Source organism: Streptomyces sp. NPDC052064 (assembly GCF_055585925.1).
On the sequence record NZ_JBVJJE010000003.1, the window covers coordinates 210,889 to 235,848 of the forward strand.

Genomic DNA, 24,960 nt, shown 5'->3' on the forward strand with positions numbered 1-24,960 from the left:
GCTCACAGGCCGTACTTCGCGCGCGCTTCCTTCACGGCCGTCGCCTTGACCTCGCCGCGCTTGGCGAGCTGGGCCAGAGCCGCGACGACGATCGACTCGGCGTCCACGCCGAAGTGGCGGCGGGCCGCCTCACGGGTGTCCGAGAGGCCGAAGCCGTCGGCGCCCAGCGAGGACCAGTCCTGCTCGACCCACTGCGCGATCTGGTCCGGGACCTGGCGCATGTAGTCGGAGACCGCCAGCAGTGGGCCCTCGGCGCCCTGGAGCGCCCGCCGCACGAACGGCACCCGCTCCTCGCCGCGCAGCAGCGCCTCGTCCGCCTCCAGCGCGTCCCGGCGCAGCTCGCTCCACGAGGTCGCCGACCACACGTCGGCCGCCACGCCCCACTCCTCGGCGAGCAACTGCTGCGCCTTGAGCGCCCAGTGGATCGCCGTACCGGAGCCGATCAGCTGGATCCGCGGGGCGTCGGCCGGAGGCGTGATGCCCGCCGACTCCGCCGTGTTGAAGCGGTACAGGCCCTTGACGATGCCCTCGTCGATGCCGTCGACGGACGGCTTCGCGGGCTGCGGCAGCGGCTCGTTGTAGACGGTCAGGTAGTAGAAGACGTTCTGGTCCTCACCCGGGGCCGCCTCGCCGTACATGCGGCGCAGACCGTCCTTGACGATGGTCGCGACCTCGTACGCGAACGCCGGGTCGTACGTCAGCGCCGCCGGGTTCGTCGCGGCGATGACGGGGGAGTGGCCGTCGGCGTGCTGGAGGCCCTCACCGGTCAGCGTCGTACGGCCCGCCGTCGCGCCGACGAGGAAGCCGCGGCCGAGCTGGTCGCCGAGCTGCCACATCTGGTCGGCCGTGCGCTGCCAGCCGAACATCGAGTAGAAGATGTAGAACGGGATCATCGTCTCGCCGTGCGTCGCGTACGACGTCGAAGCGGCGATGAAGTCGGCCATCGAACCGGCCTCGGTGATCCCCTCGTTGAGGATCTGGCCGTTCTGGGCTTCCTTGTAGTACATCAGCTGGTCACGGTCGACCGGCTCGTACGTCTGGCCCTTGGGCGAGTAGATGCCCAGGGACGGGAAGAGGCTCTCCATACCGAAGGTGCGCGCCTCGTCCGGAACGATCGGCACCCAGCGCTTGCCGGTCTCCTTGTCGCGGACCAGGTCCTTCACCAGGCGGACGAACGCCATGGTGGTGGCCACGTTCTGCGAGCCGGAGCCCTTGTCGAAGGAGGCGAACGCCTTCTCCGCCGGGGCGGGCAGCGGTGCGACCGGGTGGACGCGGCGGGCCGGGGCCGGACCGCCGAGGGCGGCACGGCGCTCCTGGAGGTAGCGGACCTCGGGGGAGTCGGCGCCCGGGTGGCCGTAGGGCACCACGCCGTCGACGAAGGCGCTGTCCTTGATCGGCAGCTCGAGCAGGTCGCGCATGTTCTTGAACTCGTCCACCGTCAGCTTCTTCATCTGGTGGTTGGCGTTCTTCGACGCGAAGCCCTCACCGAGGGTGTGGCCCTTGACCGTCTGGGCGAGGATCACGGTCGGTGCGCCCTTGTGCTCGACGGCCGCCTTGTACGCGGCGTACACCTTGCGCGCCTCGTGCCCACCGCGCGACAGGTGGAAGCACTCGAGGATCTTGTCGTCGCTCAGCAGCTTCGCCATCTCCGCCAGCGCCGGGTCGGCGCCGAAGAAGTCCTGGCGGATGTAGGCGGCGTCGCGGGTCTGGTACGTCTGGATCTGCGCGTCCGGTACCTGGCGCAGCCGGCGTACCAGCGCGCCCGTGGTGTCGAGCTGGAACAGCTCGTCCCAGGCCGTGCCCCACAGCGTCTTGATGACGTTCCAGCCGGCGCCGCGGAATTGGGCCTCCAGCTCCTGCACGATCTTGAAGTTGGCGCGGACCGGGCCGTCGAGGCGCTGCAGGTTGCAGTTGATGACGAACGTGAGGTTGTCCAGCTCCTCACGAGCCGCCAGCGCGAGAGCCGCCGTCGACTCGGGCTCGTCCATCTCGCCGTCGCCGAGGAACGCCCACACGTGCGAGGCGGAGGTGTCCTTGATGCCGCGGTTGGTGAGGTAGCGGTTGAAGCGCGCCTGGTAGATGGCCGAGAGCGGACCCAGACCCATGGAGACGGTCGGGAACTCCCACAGCCAGGGCAGGCGGCGCGGGTGCGGATAGGACGGCAGGCCGTTGCCGCCCGACTCGCGGCGGAAGTTGTCGAGCTGCTCCTCGTTCAGACGGCCGTCGAGGAACGCGCGGGCGTAGATGCCGGGGGAGGCGTGGCCCTGGATGTAGAGCTGGTCGCCGGAGCCGTCGGCCTCTTTGCCTTTGAAGAAGTGGTTGAAGCCGGTCTCGTACAGCCAGGCGGCCGAGGCGAAGGTGGCGATGTGGCCGCCGACGCCGTACTTGCTGCCACGGGTGACCATCGCGGCCGCGTTCCAGCGGTTCCACGCGGTGATCCGCTGCTCCATCGCCTCGTCACCGGGCACGGCCGGCTCGGCGGCGGTGGGGATGGAGTTGACGTAGTCGGTCTCGAGGAGCTTCGGCAGCGCGATGCCGGCGCCCTCGGCGCGCTCCAGCGTGCGGCGCATCAGGTACGCGGCACGGTGCGGCCCGGCCGCCTCGGTGACCGCGTCCAGGGAGGCCTGCCATTCGGCGGTCTCCTCCGGATCCCGGTCCGGGAGCTGGTCGAGCTCGCTCGGCTGGATGGCGTTGGGGTCGGTCATGTCGCCGCCTTCCTCAGTCGAAGGGGGTTCCCTCACGTAAGGGGATCGGGGGTGCCCTTGGTCTTTGGCAGGACAGGGCTGGAGCTTGGGTGGCAAGCCCGTCGGCGACTGTAACTCGCTGATCGATGATCGATCAAAGGGTTGAGAGGCAAAACCTCTTGATCACGAGAAAATAGGCACGGGGTGCCTCCGACGGTGGCACGCGGTGACGGCTTTTGGGCAGGTTTTCGCAGGTCGGAGGCGTTTGAGCGAGGGTGCGCTCGGGTGTCACGCCCGGGGCGCGCAGCCCAGGACGTGCGCCTTCACGAGTTCGGCGATCCGGGGGTCGCGGCGCTTGAAGGCGGCGACCAGCTCCTCGTGCTCCTCGGCGTACGACTGCTGCTGGGTGCCCAGCCAGCGGATCGAGAGGGCCGTGAACACCTCGATGCCGAGGCCTTCCCAGGTGTGCAGCAGGACCGAGTTGCCGGCGGCGCGGACCAGTTCGCGGTGGAAGGCGACGGTGTGGCGGACCTGGGCGGTGCCGTCGGACACGCGGTCGGCCTCGTAGAGGGCGGTGACGTGCGGCTCCAGCGCCGAGCAGTCCTGAGCCAGTCCCTGTGCCGCCAGCTCGGCCGCGATGGCCTCCAGGCCGGCCCGGACCGGGTAGCTCTCCTCCAGGTCGGCGGCCGTCAGGTTCCTTACGCGGACGCCCTTGTTCGGAGCGGACTCGATCAGGCGCAGGGACTCCAGTTCGCGCAGGGCCTCGCGGACCGGGGTCTGGCTGACCTCCAGTTCGGTGGCGATCCGCCGCTCGACGATCCGCTCGCCCGGCTGCCAGCGTCCGCTGATGATCCCCTCCAGGATGTGCTCGCGGATCTGCTCGCGCAGCGAGTGGATGACGGGCGCGGTCATGTGGGCTCCTTAGGCGGGATTGACGTTTAGACAATACGGCCGGTTCGCTCCGCGGGTGGGGTGGGTGACGGCGCTTTGGTGCAGGTGAGACGAGACTTACACGGGAGGTGTGGGCTTGTCGGTCGGCTGACGGTTGTCGGGTACGACGGTGCCCCGCCCGGAAAATCCGAACGGGGCACCGCACTGCTGCTACCGGGGACTACAGCCCGAGCTCGACCTCGAACTCGCCTGCCTCCAGGATGGCCTTGACCGCCGTCAGGTAGCGGGCGGCGTCGGCGCCGTCCACCAGACGGTGGTCGTAGGACAGGGTCAGGTACGTCATGTCGCGGACGCCGATGACCGTGCCCTCCTCCGTCTCGATGACGGCGGGGCGCTTGACCGTGGCGCCGATGCCGAGGATGGCGACCTGGCCCGGCGGCACGATGATCGTGTCGAAGAGCGCGCCGCGCGACCCGGTGTTGCTGATGGTGAAGGTCGCGCCGGACAGCTCGTCCGGGGTGATCTTGTTGGCGCGGACCTTGCCCGCCAGCTCGGCCGTGGCCTTGGCGATACCGGCGAGGTTGAGGTCGCCGGCGTTCTTGATGACCGGGGTCATCAGGCCCTTCTCGGAGTCCACCGCGATACCGACGTTCTCGGTGTCGAAGTAGGTGATGGTCCCCTCGGCCTCGTTGATCTTGGCGTTGATGGCCGGGTGGGCCTTCAGCGCCTGGGCCGCGGCCTTGACGAAGAACGGCATCGGGGAGAGCTTGACGCCCTCGCGGGCAGCGAAGGAGTCCTTCGCCCGGCCGCGCAGCTTCATCAGGCGGGTGACGTCGACCTCGACGACCGAGGACAGCTGGGCCTGCTCGTGCAGGGCCTTGACCATGTTGTCGCCGATGACCTTGCGGATCCGCGGCATCTTGATGGTCTGGCCGCGCAGCGGGGACGCCTCCAGCACCGGGGCCTTCTTGGCGGCCGACGGAGCGGCGGCGGCAGGGGCCGGAGCAGCGGCGGCCGCCTTGGCGGCCTCGGCGGCGGCCATGACGTCCTGCTTGCGGATGCGGCCGCCGACGCCGGTGCCCTTGACGGTGGACAGGTCGACGCCGTTCTCGGCGGCGAGCTTGCGCACCAGCGGGGTGACGTAGGCGCCGTCGTCGGCCGGCTGGGCGGCGGCCGGAGCGGCCGGTGCCTGGGCCGGAGCCGGGGCGGGAGCAGGAGCGGCCGGGGCCGGCTCGGGAGCCGGGGTGACCTGCTGCTGCGGAGCCGGGGCCGACGGAGCCTGCGGAGCCGGGGCGGGCTGCGCCGGAGCCGGAGCCGGAGTGGGTTCGGGCTGGGCCGGGGCGGCCGGGGCCTCCTGCGCCGGGGCGGCGGCCGGAGCGGCACCCGCCTCGCCGATGACGGCGAGCTTGGCGCCGACCTCGGCGGTCTCGTCCTCGCCGACCACGATCTCCAGCAGCGTGCCCGAGGCGGGCGCCGGGATCTCGGTGTCGACCTTGTCGGTGGAGACCTCGAGCAGCGGCTCGTCGGCCTCGACGCTGTCACCGACCTGCTTCAGCCAGCGGGTGACGGTGCCCTCGGTGACGGACTCGCCGAGCGCGGGCAGGACCACGTCCGTGCCCTCGGCGGAGCCGCCACCGGCGGCGGCGTCGGCGGTGGGAGCGGGCGCCGGAGCGGCCTGCTCGGTGGACGGGGCGGCCGGGGCCGGCTCGGGAGCGGGCTCGGCGACCTGCTCGGCCTCCGGGGCCGGGGCGGCGGCGGGCGCGCCGCTGCCGTCGTCGATCAGGGCCAGCTCGGCGCCGACCTCGACCGTCTCGTCCTCGGCGACCTTGATGGAGGCCAGGACACCGGCGGCGGGCGAGGGGATCTCGGTGTCGACCTTGTCGGTCGACACCTCGAGCAGCGGCTCGTCGGCCTCGACGCGCTCACCCTCGGCCTTCAGCCAGCGGGTGACAGTGCCCTCGGTGACGCTCTCGCCGAGCGCCGGAAGGGTTACGGAAACCGCCATGGTTTCGGTTGCTCCTTACGGAAAGTGCGGAAGTCTGTGTCGTCGCTTCGTCGACCGAGGGATCAGTCGTGCGAGTGGAGCGGCTTGCCGGCCAGGGCCAGGTGGGCCTCGCCGAGCGCCTCGCTCTGCGTCGGGTGGGCGTGGATGAGCTGCGCGACCTCGGCCGGCAGCGCCTCCCAGTTGTAGATCAGCTGGGCTTCGCCGACCTGCTCGCCCATGCGGTCGCCGACCATGTGCACGCCGACCACGGCACCGTCCTTGACCTGGACGAGCTTGATCTCGCCGGCGGTGTTCAGGATCTTGCTCCTGCCGTTGCCCGCGAGGTTGTACTTCAGAGCGACGACCTTGTCCGCGCCGTAGATCTCCTTGGCCTTGGCCTCGGTGATACCGACGGAGGCGACCTCCGGGTGGCAGTACGTCACCCGCGGGACACCGTCGTAGTCGATCGGAACGGTCTTCAGACCGGCCAGACGCTCCGCCACCAGGATGCCCTCGGCGAAGCCGACGTGCGCGAGCTGGAGGGTCGGGACGAGGTCACCGACGGCGGAGACGGTCGGCACGTTCGTGCGCATGTACTCGTCGACCAGGACGTAGCCGCGGTCCATGGCGACGCCCTGCTCCTCGTAGCCCAGGCCCTGGGAGACCGGGCCGCGGCCGATGGCCACCAGCAGGACCTCGGCCTCGAACTCCTTGCCGTCGGCGAGGGTGACCTTGACGCCGTCCTGGGTGTACTCGGCCTTCTCGAAGAAGGTGCCCAGGTTGAACTTGATCCCGCGCTTGCGGAACGCGCGCTCCAGGAGCTTGGAGGAGTTCTCGTCCTCGACCGGGACGAGGTGCTTCAGGCCCTCGACGATCGTGACGTCGGTACCGAAGGACTTCCACGCGGAGGCGAACTCGACGCCGATGACACCGCCGCCGAGGATGATCGCGGACTTCGGCACGCGGTCCAGGACGAGGGCGTGGTCCGAGGAGATGATCCGGTCGCCGTCGATCTCCAGGCCGGGCAGCGACTTCGGCACGGAGCCGGTCGCGAGGAGCACGTGGCGGCCCTGGACGCGCCGGCCGTTCACGTCGACGGAGGTCGGGGAGGACAGCCGCCCCTCGCCCTCGATGTAGGTCACCTTGCGGGAGGCGACGAGCCCCTGGAGCCCCTTGTACAGGCCGGCGATCACGCCGTCCTTGTACTTGTGGACACCGGCGATGTCGATGCCCTCGAGGGTGGCCTTCACACCGAACTGCTCGCTCTCGCGGGCCTGGTCGGCGATCTCGCCCGCGTGCAGCAGGGCCTTGGTGGGGATGCATCCTCGGTGCAGGCAGGTGCCGCCGACCTTGTCCTTCTCGATCAGGGCGACGTCCAGGCCCAGCTGCGCCCCGCGCAGGGCCGCGGCGTAACCACCGCTGCCACCGCCGAGGATCACTAGGTCGAAAACGGTGCTGGCGTCGTTCGCCACGTCACGTCCTCCATGCATGTGCGCCGTACGCCGGTCTTCACTGACCGGCAGGCGGCTGGTGTCCGGCCGCTCGTTCTTCGGCCCTTCGGTGGGGCCCTGTCCTGCCGAGCCCCATCTTCGCACTTGTCAGCACAGAAGGAGACGCCGGGCTGCTGTGTGAGACGCCCCACGTTCAGATGAGACGTCATCGGGGGCACCGCCTTGCGGGGCGCGGGGCTGTGTTTGATCTGCGGCTCCGCCGCGCGGGCGCGAGGGCAGCAGATCAGGGGCGCGGGGAACTGCGCGAACAACCCCCACGCCCCGCACTCGCCGCACAACCGGCGAGACCGGGCTACTGGGCGATCATCAGCCCAGGTCGCCCGAAGCCGTCAGCTCGGCGAGCCGAACCAGCGTCCGCACTCCACTGCCCGTGCCGCCCTTCGGCGTGTACCCGAACGGCCCGCCCTCATTGAAGGCCGGCCCCGCGATGTCGAGGTGCGCCCAGGTGATCCCCTCGCCCACGAACTCGCGCAGGAACAGCCCGGCGACCAGCCCGCCGCCCATCCGCTCACCCATGTTCGCGATGTCGGCCGTGGGCGAGTCCATCCCCTTGCGCAGGTGCTCCGGCATCGGCATCGGCCACGCCGGCTCCCCGACCTCCTCCGCCGCCTCGTGCAGCGCCGTACGGAAGGCGTCGTCATTGCCCATGATCCCGAACGTCCGGTTCCCCAGCGCCAGCACCATCGCCCCGGTCAGCGTGGCCACGTCCACGATCGCGTCCGGCTTCTCCTGGGACGCCGCCCACAGCGCGTCGGCCAGCACCAGCCGGCCCTCCGCGTCCGTGTTGAGCACCTCCACGGTCTTGCCGCTGTACATCCGCAGCACGTCGCCCGGACGGGTCGCCGAGCCGGAGGGCATGTTCTCGGCCAGCGCCAGCCAGCCGGTGACGTTGACCTCCAGGCCGAGGCGCGCGGCGGCGACGACCGCGGCGAACACCGCGGCCGCGCCGCTCATGTCGCACTTCATCGTCTCGTTGTGACCGGCCGGCTTCAGCGAGATGCCGCCCGAGTCGTACGTGATGCCCTTGCCGACGAAGGCGAGGTGCTTCTTCGCCTTCGAGGAGGTGTACGACAGCTTCACCAGGCGCGGTCCCGCCGCCGAGCCGGCCCCGACGCCGAGGATGCCGCCGTAGCCGCCCTTCTCCAGGGCCTTCACGTCGAGCACCTGCACCTTGATGCCGTGCTCCTTGGCCGCGGCCTGGGCGATCGCGGCGAACGACTCGGGGTTCAGGTCGTTCGGTGGGGTGTTGACCAGGTCGCGGGCGCGGTTGAGCTCCTCGGCCACGGCGACGGCGCGCTCGACGGCCGCCTTGTACGCCTTGTCGCGGGGCTTGCCGCCGAGCAGGGCGACCTCGGCGAGGGGGGCCTTGCCGTTCTTCGCCTTGGGGTCCTTGCCGTTGTCCTTGTAGGCGTCGAAGGAGTAGGCGCCGAGCAGCGCGCCCTCTCCGATCGCGCCGGCGTCGGCGGCGTCGGTCAGGGGGAGGGCGAAGGCGGCCTTCTTGGACCCGGTCAGGGCGCGGGCGGCGATGCCGGCGGCCTTGCGCAGGGCCTCGGAGTCGTAGGCGGTGTCCTTCTCGGGCACCGGGCCGAGGCCCACCGCCAGCACGAGCGGTGCCTTGAAGCCGGACGGCGCCGGCAGCTTCGTCACCTCGCCCTCGGCACCGGAGGCGCCGAGGGTCTCCAGAACGCCGGCGAGCCTGCCGTCGTACGCCTTGTCCACGGCCTCGGCGCCCGGTGCGACGACCGGCCCCTTGGCACCCTTGGCGACACCGATCACGATGGCGTCGGCCCGCAGACCGGACGCCGCGGCGGTGCTGAGAGTGAGAGCAGTCACGGTGGTGAAATCTCGCTTCCGATGTGAAGTTGCTGTGGTCGAACGGTGTGGGTCGACCGGGCCCGACAGCCGACCCTATTCCGACCTCAGGGTCTGGTATCCACGGGGCCTTCCCCGGTGCGGCGAACACTCGACGTCGAGACTACGCGCGTGGTCGTGTTCGCTCATTCCTGCGGGCGTTCACCTGACGGTGGCGTAGTGGCCATTTCTTGATCCGCTATGTCGGTGAACTGAGTCACACTCGTCGAGATCCGGTGAGCACCCTGCTCGCCGCTTGCATGATTTTCCACGGATCCTCCTCTGTTCGACCGCAAGGGGATCTCTGGGATCTTCTGGGGGAGGAACCATGGCGCAGCGTGCGCGCAGATGGAGGACCACGGCCGCCGCGGTCACGGCGGCGGGCATGATCACGGCCGGGGCGGTGGCGCCCGGGGCGGCGGCCGCGGAGGAACCACGCATCGATCTGAAGGTGCTGGTGGTGGACAACGGCGACAGCCCCGTCCGGGCCGTCACCGCCCAGCTGAGGAGCACGGGCGTCCCGTACACGACCGTCGACCTGAACGACGCCGGCCGCCCGAAGATCACCGAGTCGTTCCTGAGCGACACGGTGAACGGCAGCCCCCGCGCCAAGTACCAGGGCGTCGTCCTGCCGAACGAGTCACCGTTCGGCGCGGGCTCCGCCGAGCAGACCGCCCTGGAGGCCTACGAGCGGACGTACGGCATCCCGCAGGTCGACGCCTACACCTGGGCGCACCCGGAGGTCGGTCTCGACTACACCAGCGAGGGTGGCTGGGCGGGCACTCTCGACGGGCGCGAGGCATCCGTCACGGCGGCCGGGAAGGCGGGCTGGTTCGGCTACCTCGACGGCGCGTTCCGGTTCGAGGACAACGCGGCGTCCCTCCAGGAGAGTTACGGCTATGTCGCCCGGCCCCGCGCCGGCTTCACCAGCTACGTCGACATCCCCGTGCCCGGCGGCACCGGCCGCGGCAGTCTCGTCGGCGAGTACGCCCACGACGGCCGTCGCGAACTCGTGGTGACCTTCGCCTACAACAGCGACCAGCAGCAGTTCCGGCTGCTGGCCCGGGGCATCGTCGAGTGGCTCACCCAGGGCGTGCACCTGGGCCGGACCCGTAACTCCTTCGCCGTGCACGTCGACGACGTGTTCGCCCCGGACAGCCGCTGGGACACGGAACGCAACTGCACCCCGGGCGACTTCGACTGCGCGGGCGGCGACGGCGAGGGCACCACGCCGATCCGCATGACCGCGGACGACGCCGCCTACGCCGCCCAGTGGCAGCGCGAACACGGCTTCACCATGGACATGGTCTACAACGCGGGCTCGGGCGAGGAGTGGAAGACCGAGCACGGCGGCACCGACGCGCTCACCGACCGGCTGCTCGCCGACAAGGCGGAGTACCGCTGGGTCAACCACACCTACACGCACCCCTTCCTGGGCTGCGTCCAGGACACCTCCAGCGTGCCGTGGAGCTGCGCGAAGAACCCCGACGGCTCGACGAAGTACATGAGCCGCGCCGAGATCGCCGCGCAGATCCGCGACAACCACAACTGGGCCGTGAACAAGGGCCTCCCCGTCGACCGCGCCGAGCTGGTCACCGGCGAGCACTCGGGCCTGAGGACGCTGCCCCAGCAGCCCGCCGACAACCCCAACCTGGCCGGGGCCCTCGCCGACACCGGCGTCAAGTGGGTCGCCTCGGACAACTCCCGCGAGCCCGAGCAGCGGGCGGTCGGCAAGGCCCTGACCGTCCCGCGCCACCCCATGAACGTGTACTACAACGTGGGCACGGCGGCCGAGATGGCCGACGAGTACAACTGGGTCTACACCTCGCGGGGCGACGGCGGCAGCGGCGTCTGCGAGGGCAACCCCAGCTCGACCTGCCTCGACGAGCCGCTCGACCCCACCACCGGCTACGCCGAGCACATCGTCCCGCAGGAGGCGCGCACCGCCCTCGGACACGTCCTCGCCGGCGACCCCCGGCCGCACTACGCGCACCAGTCCAACCTGGCCGAGGACCGGCTGCTCTACCCGGTCATGGAGAAGGTGCTGGACGACTACCGGGCCCTGTTCGCCGACAACACCCCGCTGGAGAACCCCCGGCACAGCGCCGTCGGCACCGAGGCGCAGCGCCGCGCCGCCTGGCAGACCGCCCTGGCGAACGGCCGCGTGACGGCGTACCGGATCGGCACCACCGTCACCGTCACCGCCCCGTCCGGCACACAGATCCCGGTGACCGCGCCGAACGGCACGCAGAAGCAACTCCTGCTGGGCACGGCCGCCTTCGGCACCCCGTACGCGGGAGCCCGCTCGGCCTGGACGACCCCGGCGGCAGGCCAGTCAGCTCTGACGCTGAAGCTCCCGTAGAGGGAGCGCCCCACAGGGGCGCGGGGCCGTATGTGACGTGCGGCTCCGCCGCGGGGGCGCGACCAGCCGCACGGAGCCCGCACTCGGGATCCAGGCAGCGGTTCCCCGCACATCATCCGCATCACAGGGGGGAAACACGCATGAGGCGAACAGGCCGTCATGTCTCGATGCTCACGGAAGGCACCTACCCGCACGTCCACGGCGGCGTCAGCACCTGGTGCGACCAGCTCGTCAAGGGCATGCCCGAGGTCGACTTCCACATCGTCTCGCTCACCGGCAGCGGCTGCGAACCCGTCACCTGGGACCTGCCGCCCAACGTCTGCAGGCACACCTCCGTGCCGACCTGGGGCCCGCGCCCCGGCCGCACACGGCCCCCGTACGGCAGAGCCCGCCGCCGCTTCACCGAGACCTACGAGCGTTTCCTGCTCTCCTTCCTCGACCCGGGCTCGCACGCCGACTTCGGCGAGTCCCTGAACGAGCTGGCCGAACTCGCCCGGGAGGGGCGCCTGTCGGCGGCCCTGCGCACCGAGTCGGCGCTGCGGTCGCTGATGTGGATATGGACGATGCCGCATCTGCCGACGGCCGCCGCCCGCCCCACCGTGCACGACGCGCTGACCGCGACCGACCTGCTGGAACACGCCCTGCGTCCGCTCGGTGTCCGCATCCCCGATGACTCCGTCGCGCACGCCGTCAGCAGTGGCCTGGCCACCCTGCCCGCGCTCGCCGCCCGCCACCTGGACGGCGTGCCGTTCCTGCTCACCGAGCACGGCATCTACCTGCGCGAGCGCTACCTCGGCTACCGCCGTGACGCCCAGCGCTGGCCCGTGAAGGCGTTCATGCTCGGCTTCTACCGCGAGCTGAACTCCTACGGCTACCGCGCCGCCGACCTGATCACCCCGTGCAACCAGTACAACCGCCGGTGGGAAGAGCGCGGCGGCGCCGACGCCGGCAAGATCCGCACGGTCTACAACGGCGTCGACCCGGCCGCCTTCCCGCACGCCGGCCCCGAGCCCGACGTCCCGACCCTGTCCTGGTGCGGCCGTATCGACCCCATCAAGGACCTGGAGACCCTGATCCGCGCCTACGCCATGGTGCGCGCCGAGATCCCGGCGACCCGGCTGAGGCTCTTCGGCCCGGTCCCGCCCGGCGGCGAGGCCTACAGCACCCGGCTGGAGAAGCTCGCCGCCGAACTGGGCGTCACCGACGGCCTGACCTTCGAGGGCCGCATCAGCGAGGTCTGGCGGGCCTACGCGGCCGGGCACCTCGTCATGCTGTCGTCGATCTCCGAGGGCTTCCCGTTCTCCATCATCGAGGCCATGTCGTGCGGCCGTACGACGGTGTCGACGGACGTCGGGGGAGTGCGCGAGGCCGTCGGCGACACGGGTCTGGTCGTGCCCCCGCGCGAGCCGGAGAAGATGGCCGCCGCCGCGCTGACCCTGCTCAAGGACGACCAACGGCGCCTCGAACTGGGGCAGTTGTCGCGGCAGCGCGTCATCGACCGGTTCACGCTGCGCCGCTCGGTGGACGCCTTCCGCACGATCTACAAGGAACTCGCGGGAGAGGACGAGGTGTACGAGCCGACACTGGAGACCGTCGCCGACTGGACCCTGGAACTGCGCGACCCCTGGTACGCGGCCGTCGCGACGGACAGGGCCGGCTGGTGAGCGGAAGCGTCTGGCTGCCCCCGGGCTCCCGCCCGGACACCCTCCCCGGCATCCCCCGGCAGCGCACCCCCAGCTGGGCCCAGCCCGACCCGGTCGACGAACTCGCCGGCAGACTGGAGGACTTCATAGCCGCGGCCGTCCACCCGGACGAGATAGCCGCGCTGCTGGAGTCCGACGGCCTCTCCGACGAGCAGATCCGCGAGCGGTACGGCGTGAAGAGCTCCTTCGCGCTCGCCGAGACCCTCTACGAACGGGTCGAGCGCCGCTACCCGGAGCCCGACGGCCCGGTCCACGACCCCTGGCGGATCGGCCTGCTGGGCTGCCTGCTGCGCGGCGTCGTCTTCGCCCTGCCCGGCCTCGCCTACGTCCTCGGCGCGCCCCTGTTCACGGGGCCCGACGACTTCGGCCTCCCCGCGGGCACGGTCCCGCTCCTGGCCGGGGCCCTGTGCGGCTGGACGTGGAACCAGGGTCTTGCCCACCGGGCGTACGCCTGGCTGGGGCTGGGCGACCGGATGGCCGCCCGGCGAGCCCTGCTGCTCGGCGCCCCGGCCGGCGCGTTGCTCGGCTCGCTGGTCGCCGTGGCGTTCGCGGGCGGCGCCGTCCCGGCCGTGGTGGCGTTCGCCGCCGGGCAGTCCTGCTACCTGGCGGCGGCGACCGTCCTGCTGGTGATGGGCCGCGAACGCTTCCTGCTGGCCGCGCTCGCGCCGATGGCGATGGGCGCGGTCCTGTCCCTGGTCGACCCGCTGCCCGAGGCCGCGAGCCTGGCCCTGCTGGTGGGTTCCCTGGCGGCGGTGGCGGTGCTCGGGCTGCGCGAAGTGGCGCCCGCGCTGAAGGACGGGGCCGGCTGGACCGCGGGACTCGTCGCCCTGCTCCCGTTCGGCGCGTTCGGCACCCGCCCCGCGCATCCTCGCCCGGCCGGACCCCGGCTCACGGGCTCCCTGCCGTACGCCCTGTTCGGGCTCGGCACCGGCGTCCTCGTGCTGTACGCGGCGCTCGGCGACGTCCTCGCCGGCGAGGACCACGGCGCGGTCGCCGCGCCCGCCGCCGTGGCGCTCACCCTCAGCATGGGCCCCGCCGAGTGGCTGCTGTACCGCTTCCGCAGCGACAGCCTCGCCGGACTGCGCTCCAGCAGCACCGCCCGGGACTTCTGGCGGAACACGGTCCTGACGGTCGTCCAGTGCCTGGCCGCCTATCTCGCCGCGCTGCTCGCGCTGAGCCTCGCCGCCTCCCTCCTGTGGCCGCGCTCCCCGGTCCCGGGCGGCGTCCGGCTGGCCGGGCTGCTCCTGCTGGGCGTGGTCCTGTGGACGGGCCTGCTGCTCCAGTCGTTCGGCGCGGTGTCCGGCGCGACGGCGGTGTGCTGCGCCGCGGCCCTCGTCCAGACGCTGCTCCTCGCCACCCGCACCGGTGACCCGTACACGGCGGGCCTGGCCGTGTACGGCGCGGCGGCCGTCGTCCAGGCCGTCCTGGTGTGCGCGCTGCTGGGGAGGGCAACCGCCCACCGATGAGCACTCTCCTGGTCCCGTACTACGAGCACCCGTCCGTCCGCCCCGCCGAGTGGGAGGCGATCGTGGCGGCCGCGCCCCGCCTCTACGGGGTCGTCCTCAACCCGGCCAGCGGCCCCGGCGACCGCCCCGACGCGGCCTTCGCCGAGGTCGCCGGCCGGTTGCGGGCCGCGGGCGCCCGGGTCCTCGGGTACGCCGACACCGACTACGGCCGCCGCGCCGCCACCGACGTCGTCCGTGACCTCACCCGGCACCGCGACTGGTACGGCACCGATGGCGCCTTCCTCGACCAGGTCCCCTCCGGACCCGAACAGTTCGAGCACTACCAGCGGCTGGCGGTGGCCGCCTGGGGCGTCGGCTGCGGCACCCTCGTCCTCAACCACGGCACGGCACCGCACCCCTGCTACGCCCGCATCGCCGACGTCCTCGTCACCTTCGAGGGCACCTGGGAGTCCTACCGCGCCCTGCCTCCCCGGCAGTGGCCCGGCGACAGCGGGGTACGGCTGTGCCACCTGGTGTACGGCGTGCCGCCCGGCGCCGACCCCGAGGGCCTGGCGCGGGAGCGGGGCGCGGCGGTGCACTGCGCGGTGCCCGGCACCGGAGATCATCCTTGGGGCACCCTGCCGTACCCCCTGCACCACCCGGAGAACGCCCCGTGAGACGCCCCCTGCTCGCCGCCCTGCTCGTCCTGCTGCTCGCGGGCTGTACCCAGAGCCCCGACGACACGCCCGGCTCCCGTTGGCAGCCGCGCCCCGGCACGGCCTGGCAGTGGCAGCTCAGCGGGCGTCTCGACACCTCCGTCGACGTGCCGGTCTACGACATCGACGGCTTCGACCACTCCGAGGCCACCGTCGCCCGGCTGCACCGCGAGGACCGCAAGGTCATCTGCTATCTGTCCACCGGCGCCTGGGAGGAGTTCCGCCCGGACGCGAAGAGGTTCCCGAAGCCGGTCCTCGGCCGGGGCAACGGCTGGGAGGGCGAACGCTGGCTGGACATCCGCCGCACCGACGTCCTGGAGCCGATCATGGCGGCCCGCATGGACATGTGCCGCGACAAGGGCTTCGACGCGGTGGAGCCCGACAACATGGACGGCTACCGCAACGACACGGGCTTCCCGCTGACCGCCGCCGACCAGCTCCGCTACAACCGCCTCATCGCCCGCCTGGCCCACGACCGGGGCCTGGCCGTCGGTCTGAAGAACGACCTGGACCAGATCCCGGAGCTGGTCGGGGACTTCGACTTCGCGGTCAACGAACAGTGCGCCCAGTACGGCGAGTGCGGGGCCTTGAAGCCGTTCGTCGAGGCGGGCAAGGCCGTCTTCCACGTCGAGTACGAGGTGCCCACCGGCCGCTTCTGCGCCGAGTCCCGCCGCCTACGCTTGAGTTCATTGCTCAAGAAGTACGAACTGGGGGCGTGGCGACAGGCGTGCTAGCCCGGGCCCGGTGACACAAGTCCGGCTCAGCCCAGTGACAGAACGACCAGCGCCGTCGTCGCCGCCGTCTCCGCCAGGCCGCCGAACACGTCCCCGGTGATCCCGCCGAAGCGGCGCGTGCAGTGGCGCAGGAGCGCTTCGGCGGCGGCCAGGGACAGGACGACCGCGAGCACGGCCCGGACCAGGTAATCGGGCCCGAGGACGGCACCCCCGGCCGCCGCCACGCCCGCGACCCCGACCGCGGCGACCAGCGCCCCCCGCACCGGCACCACACCCGCCACCGCCGCCCCCAACCCCTCCGGCCGCGCCGCCGGCACCCCGGACCGGGCCGCGAGGGTCAGGGCCAGCCGGGCGACCGTCGCGGAGACGACGGCGGCGCACGCGCCCCGGGCCCAGGAGGCGTCGTAGGCCTGGGCGAGCGCGGCGACCTGCGCGAGCAGGGCGAGGACGAGGGTGATGACCCCGAACGGCCCGATGTCCGACTGCTTCATGATCCGCAGGGCGTCCTCGGCGGGCTTCCCGCTGCCCAGCCCGTCGGCGGTGTCCGCGAGCCCGTCGAGGTGCAGCCCCCGAGTCAGGGCGGCGGGGACGGCGACGGTGGCCACGGCGGCGAGCAGTCCACCCGCACCGAGGAACAGCAGCACCAGCCCGACGGCGGCGGCAGCGGCACCGACCGCGAGCCCGGCCAGCGGAGCGCACAGCATGCCGCCGCGCGCGGCCTCCCGGTCCCACCGGGTCACCCGGACCGGGAACACCGTGAGGGTGCCGAAGGCGAAGCGGACACCGTCGAGGGACGAGGTTCTGGACACCGGCGCAGGCTACCCGCCGGTCAGAAGAGCGGATGCGGCGGCCGAGGATAAAGTTCGCATATGGGATGGCTGGAGCAGAACATCATCGAACCCGGCAAGCTGCCGCTGCTCCTCGCCCTGGTCTCCTTCGTGCTGACCTTCCTGATCACCCGGGTCATCACCCGTCTCATCCGGGCGGGCAAGGGCCCCTTCCGCAATGTCAGCGGCAGCGGCGGCGTCCACATCCACCATGTGGTGCCCGGTGTCATCCTGACGATCATCGGCGGCTTCGGCGCGGTGGCCGGGGGGCAGCACGGCTTCGGTTCGGGGCTGGCCGCGGTGCTCTTCGGTATCGGCGCCGGCCTCGTCCTCGACGAGTTCGCCCTGGTCCTGCACCTGGCCGACGTCTACTGGACCGAGGCCGGCCGCAAGAGCGTCGAGATGGTCGTCCTCACCGCCTCCCTCGTCGGACTGCTCCTGATCGGCTTCTCGCCCCTGGGCGTCAACGACCTGTCGGACGACCAGCAGCAGAACCGCGCCGTCGTCCTCGTGAACGTCGTCGTGAACTTCGTGTTCGCCCTCATCGCCCTGTTCAAGGGCAAGGCCCGCCTGGCGGTCTTCGGCGTGATCGTCCCCGTCATCGCCCTGATCGGTGCCGTACGGCTGGCCCGCCCGGGCTCCTACTGGGCCAAGCGCTTCTACCGGCGCCGCTCTCGCGCCCGCGCCAAGTCCACCCTGCGGGCCTACCGCCACGACCGCCGCTGGCTGGGCCCCCGGCGTACGTTCCAGGACTGGATCGGCGGTGCGCCCGACCCCGAGCCGGCCCGGTCCCTCGAACACCGCTGACGCGCCGCCGGCGCACCGCGCCGACCGCGCACACCGCCAGCACGGCCACGATCGCCGCCAAGTGCTCCTTGCCCGCGAGGTTCTCCTTCAGGGCGACCTCGGCCACCATCGCCACCGTCACCGCCCCGGCCGTGACGTACGCGCGGTAGCGCCACCCCAGGTAGACGGCCAGTCCCACCACCGCCGCCGAGGGCCCGGTGTCCACGACCCGCGTGTCCGAGGCGGGCAGGCCGAGCGGGGCGTCCGGGCCCAGCCAGATGCCCAGGCGGGCGTACAGCGTGCCCGCGAGCGTCGCGAGGTACGCGATGAGCAGCGTCCGTCCCCGGCCCAGGCAGAGCTCCGCGATGCCGAACACCAGCAGGATCTGCGCCAGCCCGCCCCACACCGGCAGGTCCAGCGCGGGCACGAACAGCGACAGCGGCGTCCGCAGGAGCGCGAGCCACAGCGGGTCCTCGGCCCGCACCGCACCGATGTCCTGCACGAACCGGTAGCCCCACGACTGGTTGTGCACGAAGTGCAGCACGGCCGTGAGGCACACGGCCGCGACCGCCATCGGCACGGCCCGCAGGCGCCGCTCCCGCAGTGGCCCGCGCACGGCCGCGTACAGCGGCCCCCATTCGGCGCGGGCCCAGCGGGCGAGCGTGGTCATCGGGTCGTCCTCGTCCGGATGTCGGTACGTCGGCGGGGGTGCGCGGTGTCTGTGGCTCAGCCGAACCGACACCACACGCGAAGACCGACTGCAACGGGACGAAGTTGAGCCAGGTGTGCGTGACCTGGATCTCCCGGAACGCTACTGCTCGGTGGGAACCTCGGAGGCCTCGGATGCGTCGGAGACCCCAGGCGCCTCGGACTCCTTCGGCTTCTCGGGCAGCTCCGCCGCCAGCGCGGCCGCGGCCTGCACCAGGGGGAGCGCGAGCAGGCCGCCCGCGCCCTCGCCGACGGTCACGCCCTGGGTCAGCAGCGGCTCCAGGGCCATCCGGTCCAGCGCCTTGGCCTGCCCGGGCTCGCCGCTGTCGTGCGCGGCCAGCCACCAGTCCGGCGCCCGGAACGCGACCCGCTGCCCGACCAGCGCGCACGCGGCCGTCACGACTCCGTCGAGCACCACCGGCAGCTTCCGCACCGCGCTCTGCAGCAGGAAACCCGTCATCGCGGCGAGGTCGGCCCCGCCCACCGCCGCCAGCAGCTGCAACTGGTCCCCGAGCACCGGCCGGGCCCGGCGCAGCGCGTCCCGGATCGCCGCGCACTTGCGCATCCACGCCAGGTCGTCGATCGCCAGCCCGCCCCGGCCGGTGACGACCGACGCGTCGACCCCGCACAGCGCCGCGACCAGCACGCCCGCCGCCGTGGTCCCGCCGACGCTCACATCGCCGAGCACCACCAGATCCGTACCGGAGTCGGCCTCCTCGTCGGCCACCGCGACCCCGGCCCGGAACGCCGCCTCGGCCTCCTCCAGGGCCAGCGCGTCCTCGACGTCGATACGCCCGCTGCCGCGCCGCACCCGGTGCCGTACGACGTCCTCGGGCAGGGCCTCCGGGTCGCAGTCCAGGGCCATGTCGACGATCCGCACGGGCACGCCAAGACGCCGCGCCAGCACCGACACGGGCCGGCCGCCCTCCAGTACCTCCCGCACCAACTCCCCGGCTCCGCCCGCAGGCCGGGCCGAGACGCCCAGCTCGGCGACGCCGTGGTCACCGGCGAAGAGCACCACCCGCGGCCGTTCGATCGGCCGCACCGGCACGGCGGACTGCGCCGCCGCCAGCCACTCACCCAGGTCGTCCAGGCGGCCCAGCGACCCGGGCGGCACGATCTGCCGCTCCCGGCGCGCCTCCGCGTCACGGCGCACCCCGCCGTCCGGACGCTCGATCAGATCGGTGAAGTCGTCGAGATTAAGCGAGCTCATTCGCCGAACAGTACCGGCACCTCTCGAACAGCAGGGCGCCACATCACGACTCCGCGGCGGCGACGTCGTTGCACCCAAGATCCCCATCCCATACGTTCCGTTTTGCAGCGGATTGTCGTACGTCCCTGCCGTACGCCTCGCGCCAGGGAGCCGCCCATGACCGCACCCCCCACCCCCCAAGCGACCGCACGGGTCCACGAGCCGCGCCGCGAGGACTGCCCCTGGTGCGGCTCCGCCCGGCTGCGGAACCGGCTGCGCACCGGTGACCTGCGGAAATACAGGCCGGGCACCTTCACCGTCGACGAGTGCCGGGACTGCGGCCACACCTTTCAGAACCCCCGCCTCACGTTCGAGGGCCTCGCGCTCTACCACCGGACGGTGCGCGGAGCGCCCCGGGACGTCGCGGCCGACACCCTCCTCGCGCTGCGCGGCAGCCGGCTCCGCCACCGCTCGGCCGCCCGCGCGATGCTCCGGTTCGGCGAGCCGGAGAGCTGGCTGGACGTGGGGACGGGCCACGCCCGCTTCCCGGCGACCGCCCGGGAGTTCTTCCCGTACACCTCCTTCGACGGCCTGGACCACACCCCGCGCGTGGTCCGCGCCCGCTCGGCCGACCGTGTCGAGGAGGCCCACGTGGGCTTCCTGACGAACCCCCGGATCTCGGCTCCCCTGCGCGCCCGCTACGACGTGGTCAGCATGCTCCATCACCTGGAGGGCACCCCCGACCCCCGCGCGGAACTCCACGCCGCCCTCGAAGTCCTGCGCCCCGGCGGTCACCTGCTCATCGAGACCCTGAACCCCCGCAGCGCGTACGCCGCGCTACTGGGCCGTTGGTGGCTCGCCTACGACCAGCCCCGCCATCTGCACCTGCTCCCCCCGCACAACATCCGCGCGGAACTGGAGGCGGCCGGCTGCACGATCGCCCTCCTGGACCACCGCCCCGTCCACATCCCCCACGACCTCTCCGGCGCCACGGCCCTGGCCCTCTCCCACGCACTCCCCGCCCCCGACACCCCCTGGCGAGCGATCCCTCCACCCCCGCTCCACCACCACACCCGCACGGCCCTCCTGCGGGCGGGCATCCCCCTGGTGGCCCTGGCATCGGCTGCGGACCACCTCCTGGCCCCGGTCGCCCGTCGCACGCGTTTCGCGAACACGTACCGCTTGATCGCCCACAAACCCGGTTAGCTGCGGGCAGTCGTGCCGCTCGGGGCGATGGGGGAGGGGGCGCAGCGGCACCTCGTCGCGCTGAGCTGCGCACCCACCCGGCCCCAGCCCGGACGCCGAGCACTGTTCACCCCCGCAGCACCACAGCCTGCCCCGCCACCACCAGCAGAACATGCTCACACTCGTCCGCGAACCCCGCGTTCAACCGCCCGAGTTCATCCCGATACCGCCGCCCCGACGCGGTCGACGGCACGATCCCCGACCCCACCTCGTTCGACACGGCGACCACAGTCCGCCGAGTCGCCCGCACCGCCTCCGTCAACTCCCGCACCCGCTCCCGCAACGCCTTCTCCCCCCGCTCCGCCCACACCGCGTCGTCCCACGCCCCCGCCACGTCCATCGCATCCGTCAGCCACAACGACAGACAGTCGATGAGCAACGGCGGCCCCTCCTCCTCCAGCAGCGGCACCAGATCGCACGTCTCGGCCGTCTGCCACGACCCCGGCCGCCGCTCCCGGTGCGCGGCCACCCGCGCCGACCACTCGGTGTCCCCGTTCCGCGACCCGCCCGTCGCCACGTACAGCACGTCCGGAAAGGCCTCCAGCCTCCGCTCGGCCTCCACCGACTTGCCCGACCGCGCCCCGCCCAGCACCAGCGTCCGCCGTGGCACATCCGGCACGTCCTCGTACGCCCCCACTGCCAGCGTCGTCCCGTCCGGCACGGCCCGCGCCCCGGCTGCCGCGAGCCGCCGCCCGAGCTCCGGCCCGGGCGGCACGTCGTGGTCCAGATGGACGGCGACCACATCGGTCGTCGGCCCCACCGCACCCACCGCCCGCAGCTTCGCCAGCGCGTCCGGCCGCCCCACGACATCCGCGAGCACCATGTCGTACGACTCGGCCGGCGCCTCGAGCCCCGCCGGCGCCCCGCCCGGTGGCAGGTACAGCAGCCGCTGCCCCTCCGGCGCGGTCACCGCGTACCCGGTGCCCGGCGAGTCCATCGCCACCGCCCGCACCCGGTGCCCCGTCAGCAGCGTCAACTCCCGCCAGTCCGGCACCCGTCCGGGTTGCGGCAGCCCGGCCGGCACCTCGACCGCGGGCCCGTCGTGCGGATGCGACAGCAGCACCTGCCGTACGCCGGTCAGGGAACGGCCCGCCCGCGCCGCCGCGAACGCGGCTCCGGGCGTCAGATCGAGCAGCAGCGCCCCGTCCAGGAGCAGCGCGGTGGCCGCCCGCGCTTCCGGGCCGAGGGCAGCCGCACAGGCCGCGCAGGGACAGTCGGGGCGGGGGAGTCCCGCGGGGGCGCCGGTGCCGAGGAGAGTGAGTTCCACGCACCGATTTTCGCGTGCCCACGCGGCTCCTGCGCGCCTGGAGCCCTTATGGAGCATCCGGATCCCCGTATGGAGCCTCGTGCGGGGTGCCGGCGCGGGCTCATACGGAATTCGCGCGTGACAACCCGCACGTGAGTGGTCACCCGCAGTCCTATGACGGCACACCCGGCGGAGCGCATAGGCTCTGGGCAGGAGCCGGACCAAGATCCGGCTTCCGCTGTGCAGTGTGCTCACACACATGGGAGGCGTACATGGCGGCATGGACGTGGCGGTTCGAGAAGACCGACGGGACGGAGGTCCAGCCCGCGGTGCCGCCGGAGGAGTTCCCCACCCAGGGGGACGCCGAGTCCTGGATCGGGGAGCACTGGAAGGCCCTGAAGGAGGGGGGCGCCGACCAGGTGCGGCTGTTCGAGGACGCCGTGGAGATCTACGGGCCGATGAGCCTGCACGCGGCCGACGCGTGAGCCCGGGGCGGGGGCCGACGGCCCCCGCCCACCCCTCTTCCGTGTGTCAGCCGCGCACGCCGCACAGATGCAGGAGCGCCGCCACCCCGCGGTACGGATCCGTGCGCCCGGCCTTCTCCTCCACCGCGAGCAGCGTCTCCACGTCGGCCGGGACCTCCGCGCCGTCCGCCGCCGTGTCCGTGAACACCCGCACCCCGTACCAGGCGTGCAGCGGCGCCCCGATCCCGGCGAGCGTCGCCGTCAGGTCCTTCAGCCGGTCCGCCCGTACGTCCAGCCCCAGGCGGATGGGGGTCCCCCCGTTCGAGTCTGTTCGAGAATGGGGGAGATAAGCGGTCGTGTCGAAGGCGGCCAGCGCGCCCGCCCAGTCGCCGGACAGCCCCGGCCGTATCGCGAGCGCGTCCCCGTTGCGCACGAGCAGGGACAGCAGCCCGCCGGGCGCGAGCATCCGGGCCAGGCCCGCCAGCAGCGGGTCGGGCTCCTCCACGTACATGAGGACGCCGTGGCAGAGCACCACGTCGAAACTGCCCGGCAGGAAGTGCACGCCGGTGTCCCGGCCGTCGCCCTCGATGATCCGCATCCGCTCCCGGATGCCCTCCGGTTCCCCGGCGAGGGACTCCCGGGCCACGGCGATCATCCTCGCGTCCTGCTCCAGACCGGTCACCTGGTGCCCGGCCCGGGCCAGCCGCAGCGCCTGCGTGCCCTGGCCCATGCCCACGTCGAGCACCCGCAGCCGCTGCCCGACCGGGAAGCGCCCGACTATCTGCTCGTCCAACTGCCGGGCCACCAGCTCCTGCCGGACGACATCGCGCAGCCCGCCCGGCTTGTCCAGCCAGGCATCCGCCGCGCTCCCGGAGAACGACGTCGCGGTCAGGGCCGCTCTCCGCGCTTGACCTGCGGCTTCGGCAGCCGGAGCCGGCGCATCTGGAGAGAGCGCATCAGGGCGTAGGCGACCGCGCCGCGCTTGTTCTCGTCCGCGAAGCGCTCGTTGAGCTGCTTCTTCAGGCGGAAGGCCGAGACGAACGAGTCGAGCACGATCAGCACGATCACCACGAGCCACAGCAGCAGCGCGATGTTCTGGAGCGCGGCCACCCGCACCATGCTCAGCACGAGGATGACGACGGCCATCGGCAGGAAGAACTCCGCGATGTTGAACCGCGAGTCGACGAAGTCGCGCGCGAACCGGCGGACCGGTCCCTTGTCACGCGCGGGCAGGTACCGCTCGTCGCCGCTCGCCAGCGCCTGGCGCTGGCGCTCCAGCGCGCTGCGGCGCTCCTCGCGCTGCCGCTTGGCGGCCTCCTTCCGCGTCATCGACGTGTTGGCGACGCTGCGGCGCTGGGACTGGGCCTCACTGCGCTTGGGCGTGGGCCTGCCCTTCGGGGCCTGCGGGTCGCGGGGTTGCTTGGAGAAGTTCACCGGCGCCTTGTCGGCTGCCTGGGCCTTCTCATCCTTCGCACGGCTACGGAACACAAAACCCAAGGGTAAGGGCTTCCCGGGCATGGACCCCAGTCCCGCGGGGAACGATCCGGCAACACCAGTCGTCTGTAAGGGGACAGAGGGGACGTTGTGTGCGCACCCGGTCGTTCCCCGGGAGGTACGGCTCCGGTTACCGGGGGTACGCCCGGTGGCCCCGGGGATCACCTACTCCCTACGCCGGAGCGGGAGCGTGCTCAGTCGTCCTTGGGGATGAGCGCATCCGTCCCCGAACAGTGCGGTAATGGATGCAGGGCCCGTACTGTGGGTTCTGTCGCAGGTGCTGGAGCCGGAGTCGGTCAGAAGGGGGCGCGCGAAGCCCATGAGCGGTGTCATGAAGCGTATGGGGATGATCTTCCGCGCGAAGGCGAACAAGGCCCTTGACCGGGCCGAGGACCCGCGCGAGACCCTCGATTACTCGTACCAGAAGCAGCTGGAGCTGCTCCAGAAGGTCCGCCGTGGCGTCGCCGACGTGGCGACCTCGCGCAAGCGCCTGGAACTCCAGCTGAACCAGTTGCAGTCCCAGTCCAACAAGCTGGAGGACCAGGGCCGCAAGGCGCTCGCGCTGGGCCGTGAGGACCTGGCCCGCGAAGCGCTGTCCCGCCGTGCCGCCCTCCAGCAGCAGGTGACCGACCTGGAGACCCAGCACGCGACGCTCCAGGGCGAGGAGGAGAAGCTCACCCTCGCGGCCCAGCGGCTCCAGGCCAAGGTCGACGCCTTCCGTACGAAGAAGGAGACGATCAAGGCGACGTACACGGCGGCCCAGGCGCAGACCCGCATCGGCGAGGCCTTCTCCGGCATCTCCGAGGAGATGGGCGACGTCGGCCTGGCGATCCAGCGGGCCGAGGACAAGACGGCCCAACTCCAGGCCCGCGCCGGCGCCATCGACGAGCTGCTCGCCTCCGGTGCCCTGGACGACCAGTCCGGCATGCACAAGGACGACATCCAGGCCGAGCTGGACCGGCTCTCCGGTGGTACGGATGTAGAGCTGGAACTTCAGCGGATGAAGGCCGAGCTGGCCGGCGGCTCGAGCGGTGGGCAGCAGGCCCTCGAAGGTGGCACGAGCCAGCAGCAGTCCGGGCAGCAGCCGCAGGACACCCCGCGCTTCGACAAGCAGTAG

General features: G+C 72.1%; 19 protein-coding genes and 1 pseudogene. 9 read left to right on the plus strand and 11 right to left on the minus strand.

The annotated features are described in order from the left end of the window. Positions 1-2 precede the first annotated feature (2 nt). The 5 genes from aceE to ACZ6TU_RS08870 form a co-directional block, all read right to left on the minus strand. Positions 3-2,705: a pyruvate dehydrogenase (acetyl-transferring), homodimeric type gene (gene aceE, locus ACZ6TU_RS08850; protein WP_469547548.1), complete on the minus strand. Its 2,703-nt coding sequence runs from the start codon at positions 2,703-2,705 to the stop codon at positions 3-5. 267 nt (positions 2,706-2,972) lie between these two features. Next, entirely contained in the window at positions 2,973-3,596 is a 624-nt protein-coding gene (locus tag ACZ6TU_RS08855; protein WP_467674390.1) for a GntR family transcriptional regulator, read from the minus strand. Positions 3,597-3,795: 199 nt separating this feature from the next. After that, entirely contained in the window at positions 3,796-5,580 is a 1,785-nt protein-coding gene (gene sucB / locus ACZ6TU_RS08860) for a 2-oxoglutarate dehydrogenase, E2 component, dihydrolipoamide succinyltransferase (RefSeq protein WP_469547550.1), read from the minus strand. Positions 5,581-5,642: 62 nt separating this feature from the next. Then, positions 5,643-7,031 carry a dihydrolipoyl dehydrogenase gene (lpdA, locus tag ACZ6TU_RS08865; protein ID WP_467674386.1) on the minus strand — a complete coding sequence of 463 codons (1,389 nt, stop codon included), beginning with the start codon at positions 7,029-7,031 and terminating at the stop codon, positions 5,643-5,645. 345 nt (positions 7,032-7,376) lie between these two features. After that, positions 7,377-8,903, minus strand: coding sequence for a leucyl aminopeptidase (locus ACZ6TU_RS08870; protein ID WP_467674384.1), 1,527 nt, complete (start codon positions 8,901-8,903; stop codon positions 7,377-7,379). 346 nt (positions 8,904-9,249) lie between these two features. On the opposite strand from ACZ6TU_RS08870, the gene ACZ6TU_RS08875 reads away from it, so the two are divergent. The 5 genes from ACZ6TU_RS08875 to ACZ6TU_RS08895 all read left to right on the plus strand — a co-directional run bounded on the left by ACZ6TU_RS08875 (position 9,250) and on the right by ACZ6TU_RS08895 (position 15,881). Further along, entirely contained in the window at positions 9,250-11,283 is a 2,034-nt protein-coding gene (locus ACZ6TU_RS08875) for a hypothetical protein (protein WP_469547553.1), read from the plus strand. 140 nt (positions 11,284-11,423) lie between these two features. Further along, positions 11,424-12,947 (plus strand): GT4 family glycosyltransferase PelF, encoded by a 1,524-nt coding sequence (pelF, locus tag ACZ6TU_RS08880; protein ID WP_469547555.1) that lies wholly within the window; start codon positions 11,424-11,426, stop codon positions 12,945-12,947. Then, a complete protein-coding gene (locus tag ACZ6TU_RS08885) occupies positions 12,944-14,452 on the plus strand; it encodes a hypothetical protein (protein WP_469547557.1) in 1,509 nt (502 codons plus the stop codon). Before pelF ends, ACZ6TU_RS08885 begins: the two co-directional genes overlap by 4 nt. Further along, complete coding sequence (locus tag ACZ6TU_RS08890; protein ID WP_467674376.1) at positions 14,449-15,108, plus strand: spherulation-specific family 4 protein; 660 nt, start codon at positions 14,449-14,451, stop codon at positions 15,106-15,108. The genes ACZ6TU_RS08885 and ACZ6TU_RS08890 overlap by 4 nt, the downstream gene beginning before the upstream one ends. Continuing rightward, positions 15,105-15,881, plus strand: coding sequence for an endo alpha-1,4 polygalactosaminidase (locus tag ACZ6TU_RS08895; RefSeq protein ID WP_469547559.1), 777 nt, complete (start codon positions 15,105-15,107; stop codon positions 15,879-15,881). The genes ACZ6TU_RS08890 and ACZ6TU_RS08895 overlap by 4 nt, the downstream gene beginning before the upstream one ends. 26 nt (positions 15,882-15,907) lie before the next feature. On the opposite strand, the gene ACZ6TU_RS08900 is transcribed toward ACZ6TU_RS08895, so the two are convergent. Continuing rightward, positions 15,908-16,690, minus strand: coding sequence for an adenosylcobinamide-GDP ribazoletransferase (locus tag ACZ6TU_RS08900; protein WP_469547561.1), 783 nt, complete (start codon positions 16,688-16,690; stop codon positions 15,908-15,910). A gap of 60 nt (positions 16,691-16,750) precedes the next feature. On the opposite strand from ACZ6TU_RS08900, the gene ACZ6TU_RS08905 reads away from it, so the two are divergent. Next, on the plus strand, positions 16,751-17,515 hold the full coding sequence (locus tag ACZ6TU_RS08905; protein ID WP_467674370.1) for a hypothetical protein: 765 nt from the start codon (positions 16,751-16,753) through the stop codon (positions 17,513-17,515). On the opposite strand, the pseudogene ACZ6TU_RS08910 reads toward ACZ6TU_RS08905, so the two are convergent. Together ACZ6TU_RS08910 and cobT are read right to left on the minus strand one after the other, a co-directional pair. Then, positions 17,502-18,164 (minus strand): annotated as a pseudogene (locus ACZ6TU_RS08910) (hypothetical protein); the annotation flags it as partial. The gene ACZ6TU_RS08905 and the pseudogene ACZ6TU_RS08910 overlap by 14 nt on opposite strands. A gap of 141 nt (positions 18,165-18,305) precedes the next feature. Further along, complete coding sequence (gene cobT / locus ACZ6TU_RS08915; protein ID WP_467674368.1) at positions 18,306-19,415, minus strand: nicotinate-nucleotide--dimethylbenzimidazole phosphoribosyltransferase; 1,110 nt, start codon at positions 19,413-19,415, stop codon at positions 18,306-18,308. Positions 19,416-19,571: 156 nt separating this feature from the next. Here cobT and ACZ6TU_RS08920 point away from each other — a divergent pair, with 156 nt between their 5' ends. Further along, entirely contained in the window at positions 19,572-20,600 is a 1,029-nt protein-coding gene (locus tag ACZ6TU_RS08920) for a class I SAM-dependent methyltransferase (RefSeq protein WP_467674366.1), read from the plus strand. A gap of 106 nt (positions 20,601-20,706) precedes the next feature. Here the strand turns inward: ACZ6TU_RS08920 and ACZ6TU_RS08925 are convergent, their stop codons facing one another. Then, the gene (locus ACZ6TU_RS08925) at positions 20,707-21,906 is read right to left on the minus strand and encodes a bifunctional adenosylcobinamide kinase/adenosylcobinamide-phosphate guanylyltransferase (protein WP_467674364.1); all 1,200 of its coding nucleotides are present in this window, start codon (positions 21,904-21,906) and stop codon (positions 20,707-20,709) included. A gap of 251 nt (positions 21,907-22,157) precedes the next feature. Here ACZ6TU_RS08925 and ACZ6TU_RS08930 point away from each other — a divergent pair, with 251 nt between their 5' ends. Further along, entirely contained in the window at positions 22,158-22,370 is a 213-nt protein-coding gene (locus tag ACZ6TU_RS08930; RefSeq protein WP_467674362.1) for a hypothetical protein, read from the plus strand. A 46-nt stretch (positions 22,371-22,416) separates the two neighbouring features. On the opposite strand, the gene ACZ6TU_RS08935 is transcribed toward ACZ6TU_RS08930, so the two are convergent. Both ACZ6TU_RS08935 and ACZ6TU_RS08940 read right to left on the minus strand, forming a co-directional pair. Continuing rightward, positions 22,417-23,154, minus strand: coding sequence for a class I SAM-dependent methyltransferase (locus tag ACZ6TU_RS08935; protein WP_467674360.1), 738 nt, complete (start codon positions 23,152-23,154; stop codon positions 22,417-22,419). An 83-nt stretch (positions 23,155-23,237) separates the two neighbouring features. Further along, positions 23,238-23,837, minus strand: coding sequence for a DUF3043 domain-containing protein (locus ACZ6TU_RS08940; protein WP_467674358.1), 600 nt, complete (start codon positions 23,835-23,837; stop codon positions 23,238-23,240). A 337-nt stretch (positions 23,838-24,174) separates the two neighbouring features. Here ACZ6TU_RS08940 and ACZ6TU_RS08945 point away from each other — a divergent pair, with 337 nt between their 5' ends. Next, positions 24,175-24,960 carry a PspA/IM30 family protein gene (locus ACZ6TU_RS08945; protein ID WP_467674356.1) on the plus strand — a complete coding sequence of 262 codons (786 nt, stop codon included), beginning with the start codon at positions 24,175-24,177 and terminating at the stop codon, positions 24,958-24,960.

Bases quoted from the DNA above. Each gene is read 5' to 3' on its own strand.
- aceE (WP_469547548.1), bottom strand. From the start codon at position 2,705: ATGACCGACCCCAACGCCATCCAGCCGAGCGAGCTCGACCAGCTCCCG.
- ACZ6TU_RS08855 (WP_467674390.1), bottom strand. From the start codon at position 3,596: ATGACCGCGCCCGTCATCCACTCGCTGCGCGAGCAGATCCGCGAGCAC.
- sucB (WP_469547550.1), bottom strand. From the start codon at position 5,580: ATGGCGGTTTCCGTAACCCTTCCGGCGCTCGGCGAGAGCGTCACCGAG.
- ACZ6TU_RS08875 (WP_469547553.1), top strand. From the start codon at position 9,250: ATGGCGCAGCGTGCGCGCAGATGGAGGACCACGGCCGCCGCGGTCACG.
- pelF (WP_469547555.1), top strand. From the start codon at position 11,424: ATGAGGCGAACAGGCCGTCATGTCTCGATGCTCACGGAAGGCACCTAC.
- ACZ6TU_RS08890 (WP_467674376.1), top strand. From the start codon at position 14,449: ATGAGCACTCTCCTGGTCCCGTACTACGAGCACCCGTCCGTCCGCCCC.
- ACZ6TU_RS08905 (WP_467674370.1), top strand. From the start codon at position 16,751: ATGGGATGGCTGGAGCAGAACATCATCGAACCCGGCAAGCTGCCGCTG.
- cobT (WP_467674368.1), bottom strand. From the start codon at position 19,415: ATGAGCTCGCTTAATCTCGACGACTTCACCGATCTGATCGAGCGTCCG.
- ACZ6TU_RS08920 (WP_467674366.1), top strand. From the start codon at position 19,572: ATGACCGCACCCCCCACCCCCCAAGCGACCGCACGGGTCCACGAGCCG.
- ACZ6TU_RS08930 (WP_467674362.1), top strand. From the start codon at position 22,158: ATGGCGGCATGGACGTGGCGGTTCGAGAAGACCGACGGGACGGAGGTC.
- ACZ6TU_RS08945 (WP_467674356.1), top strand. From the start codon at position 24,175: ATGAAGCGTATGGGGATGATCTTCCGCGCGAAGGCGAACAAGGCCCTT.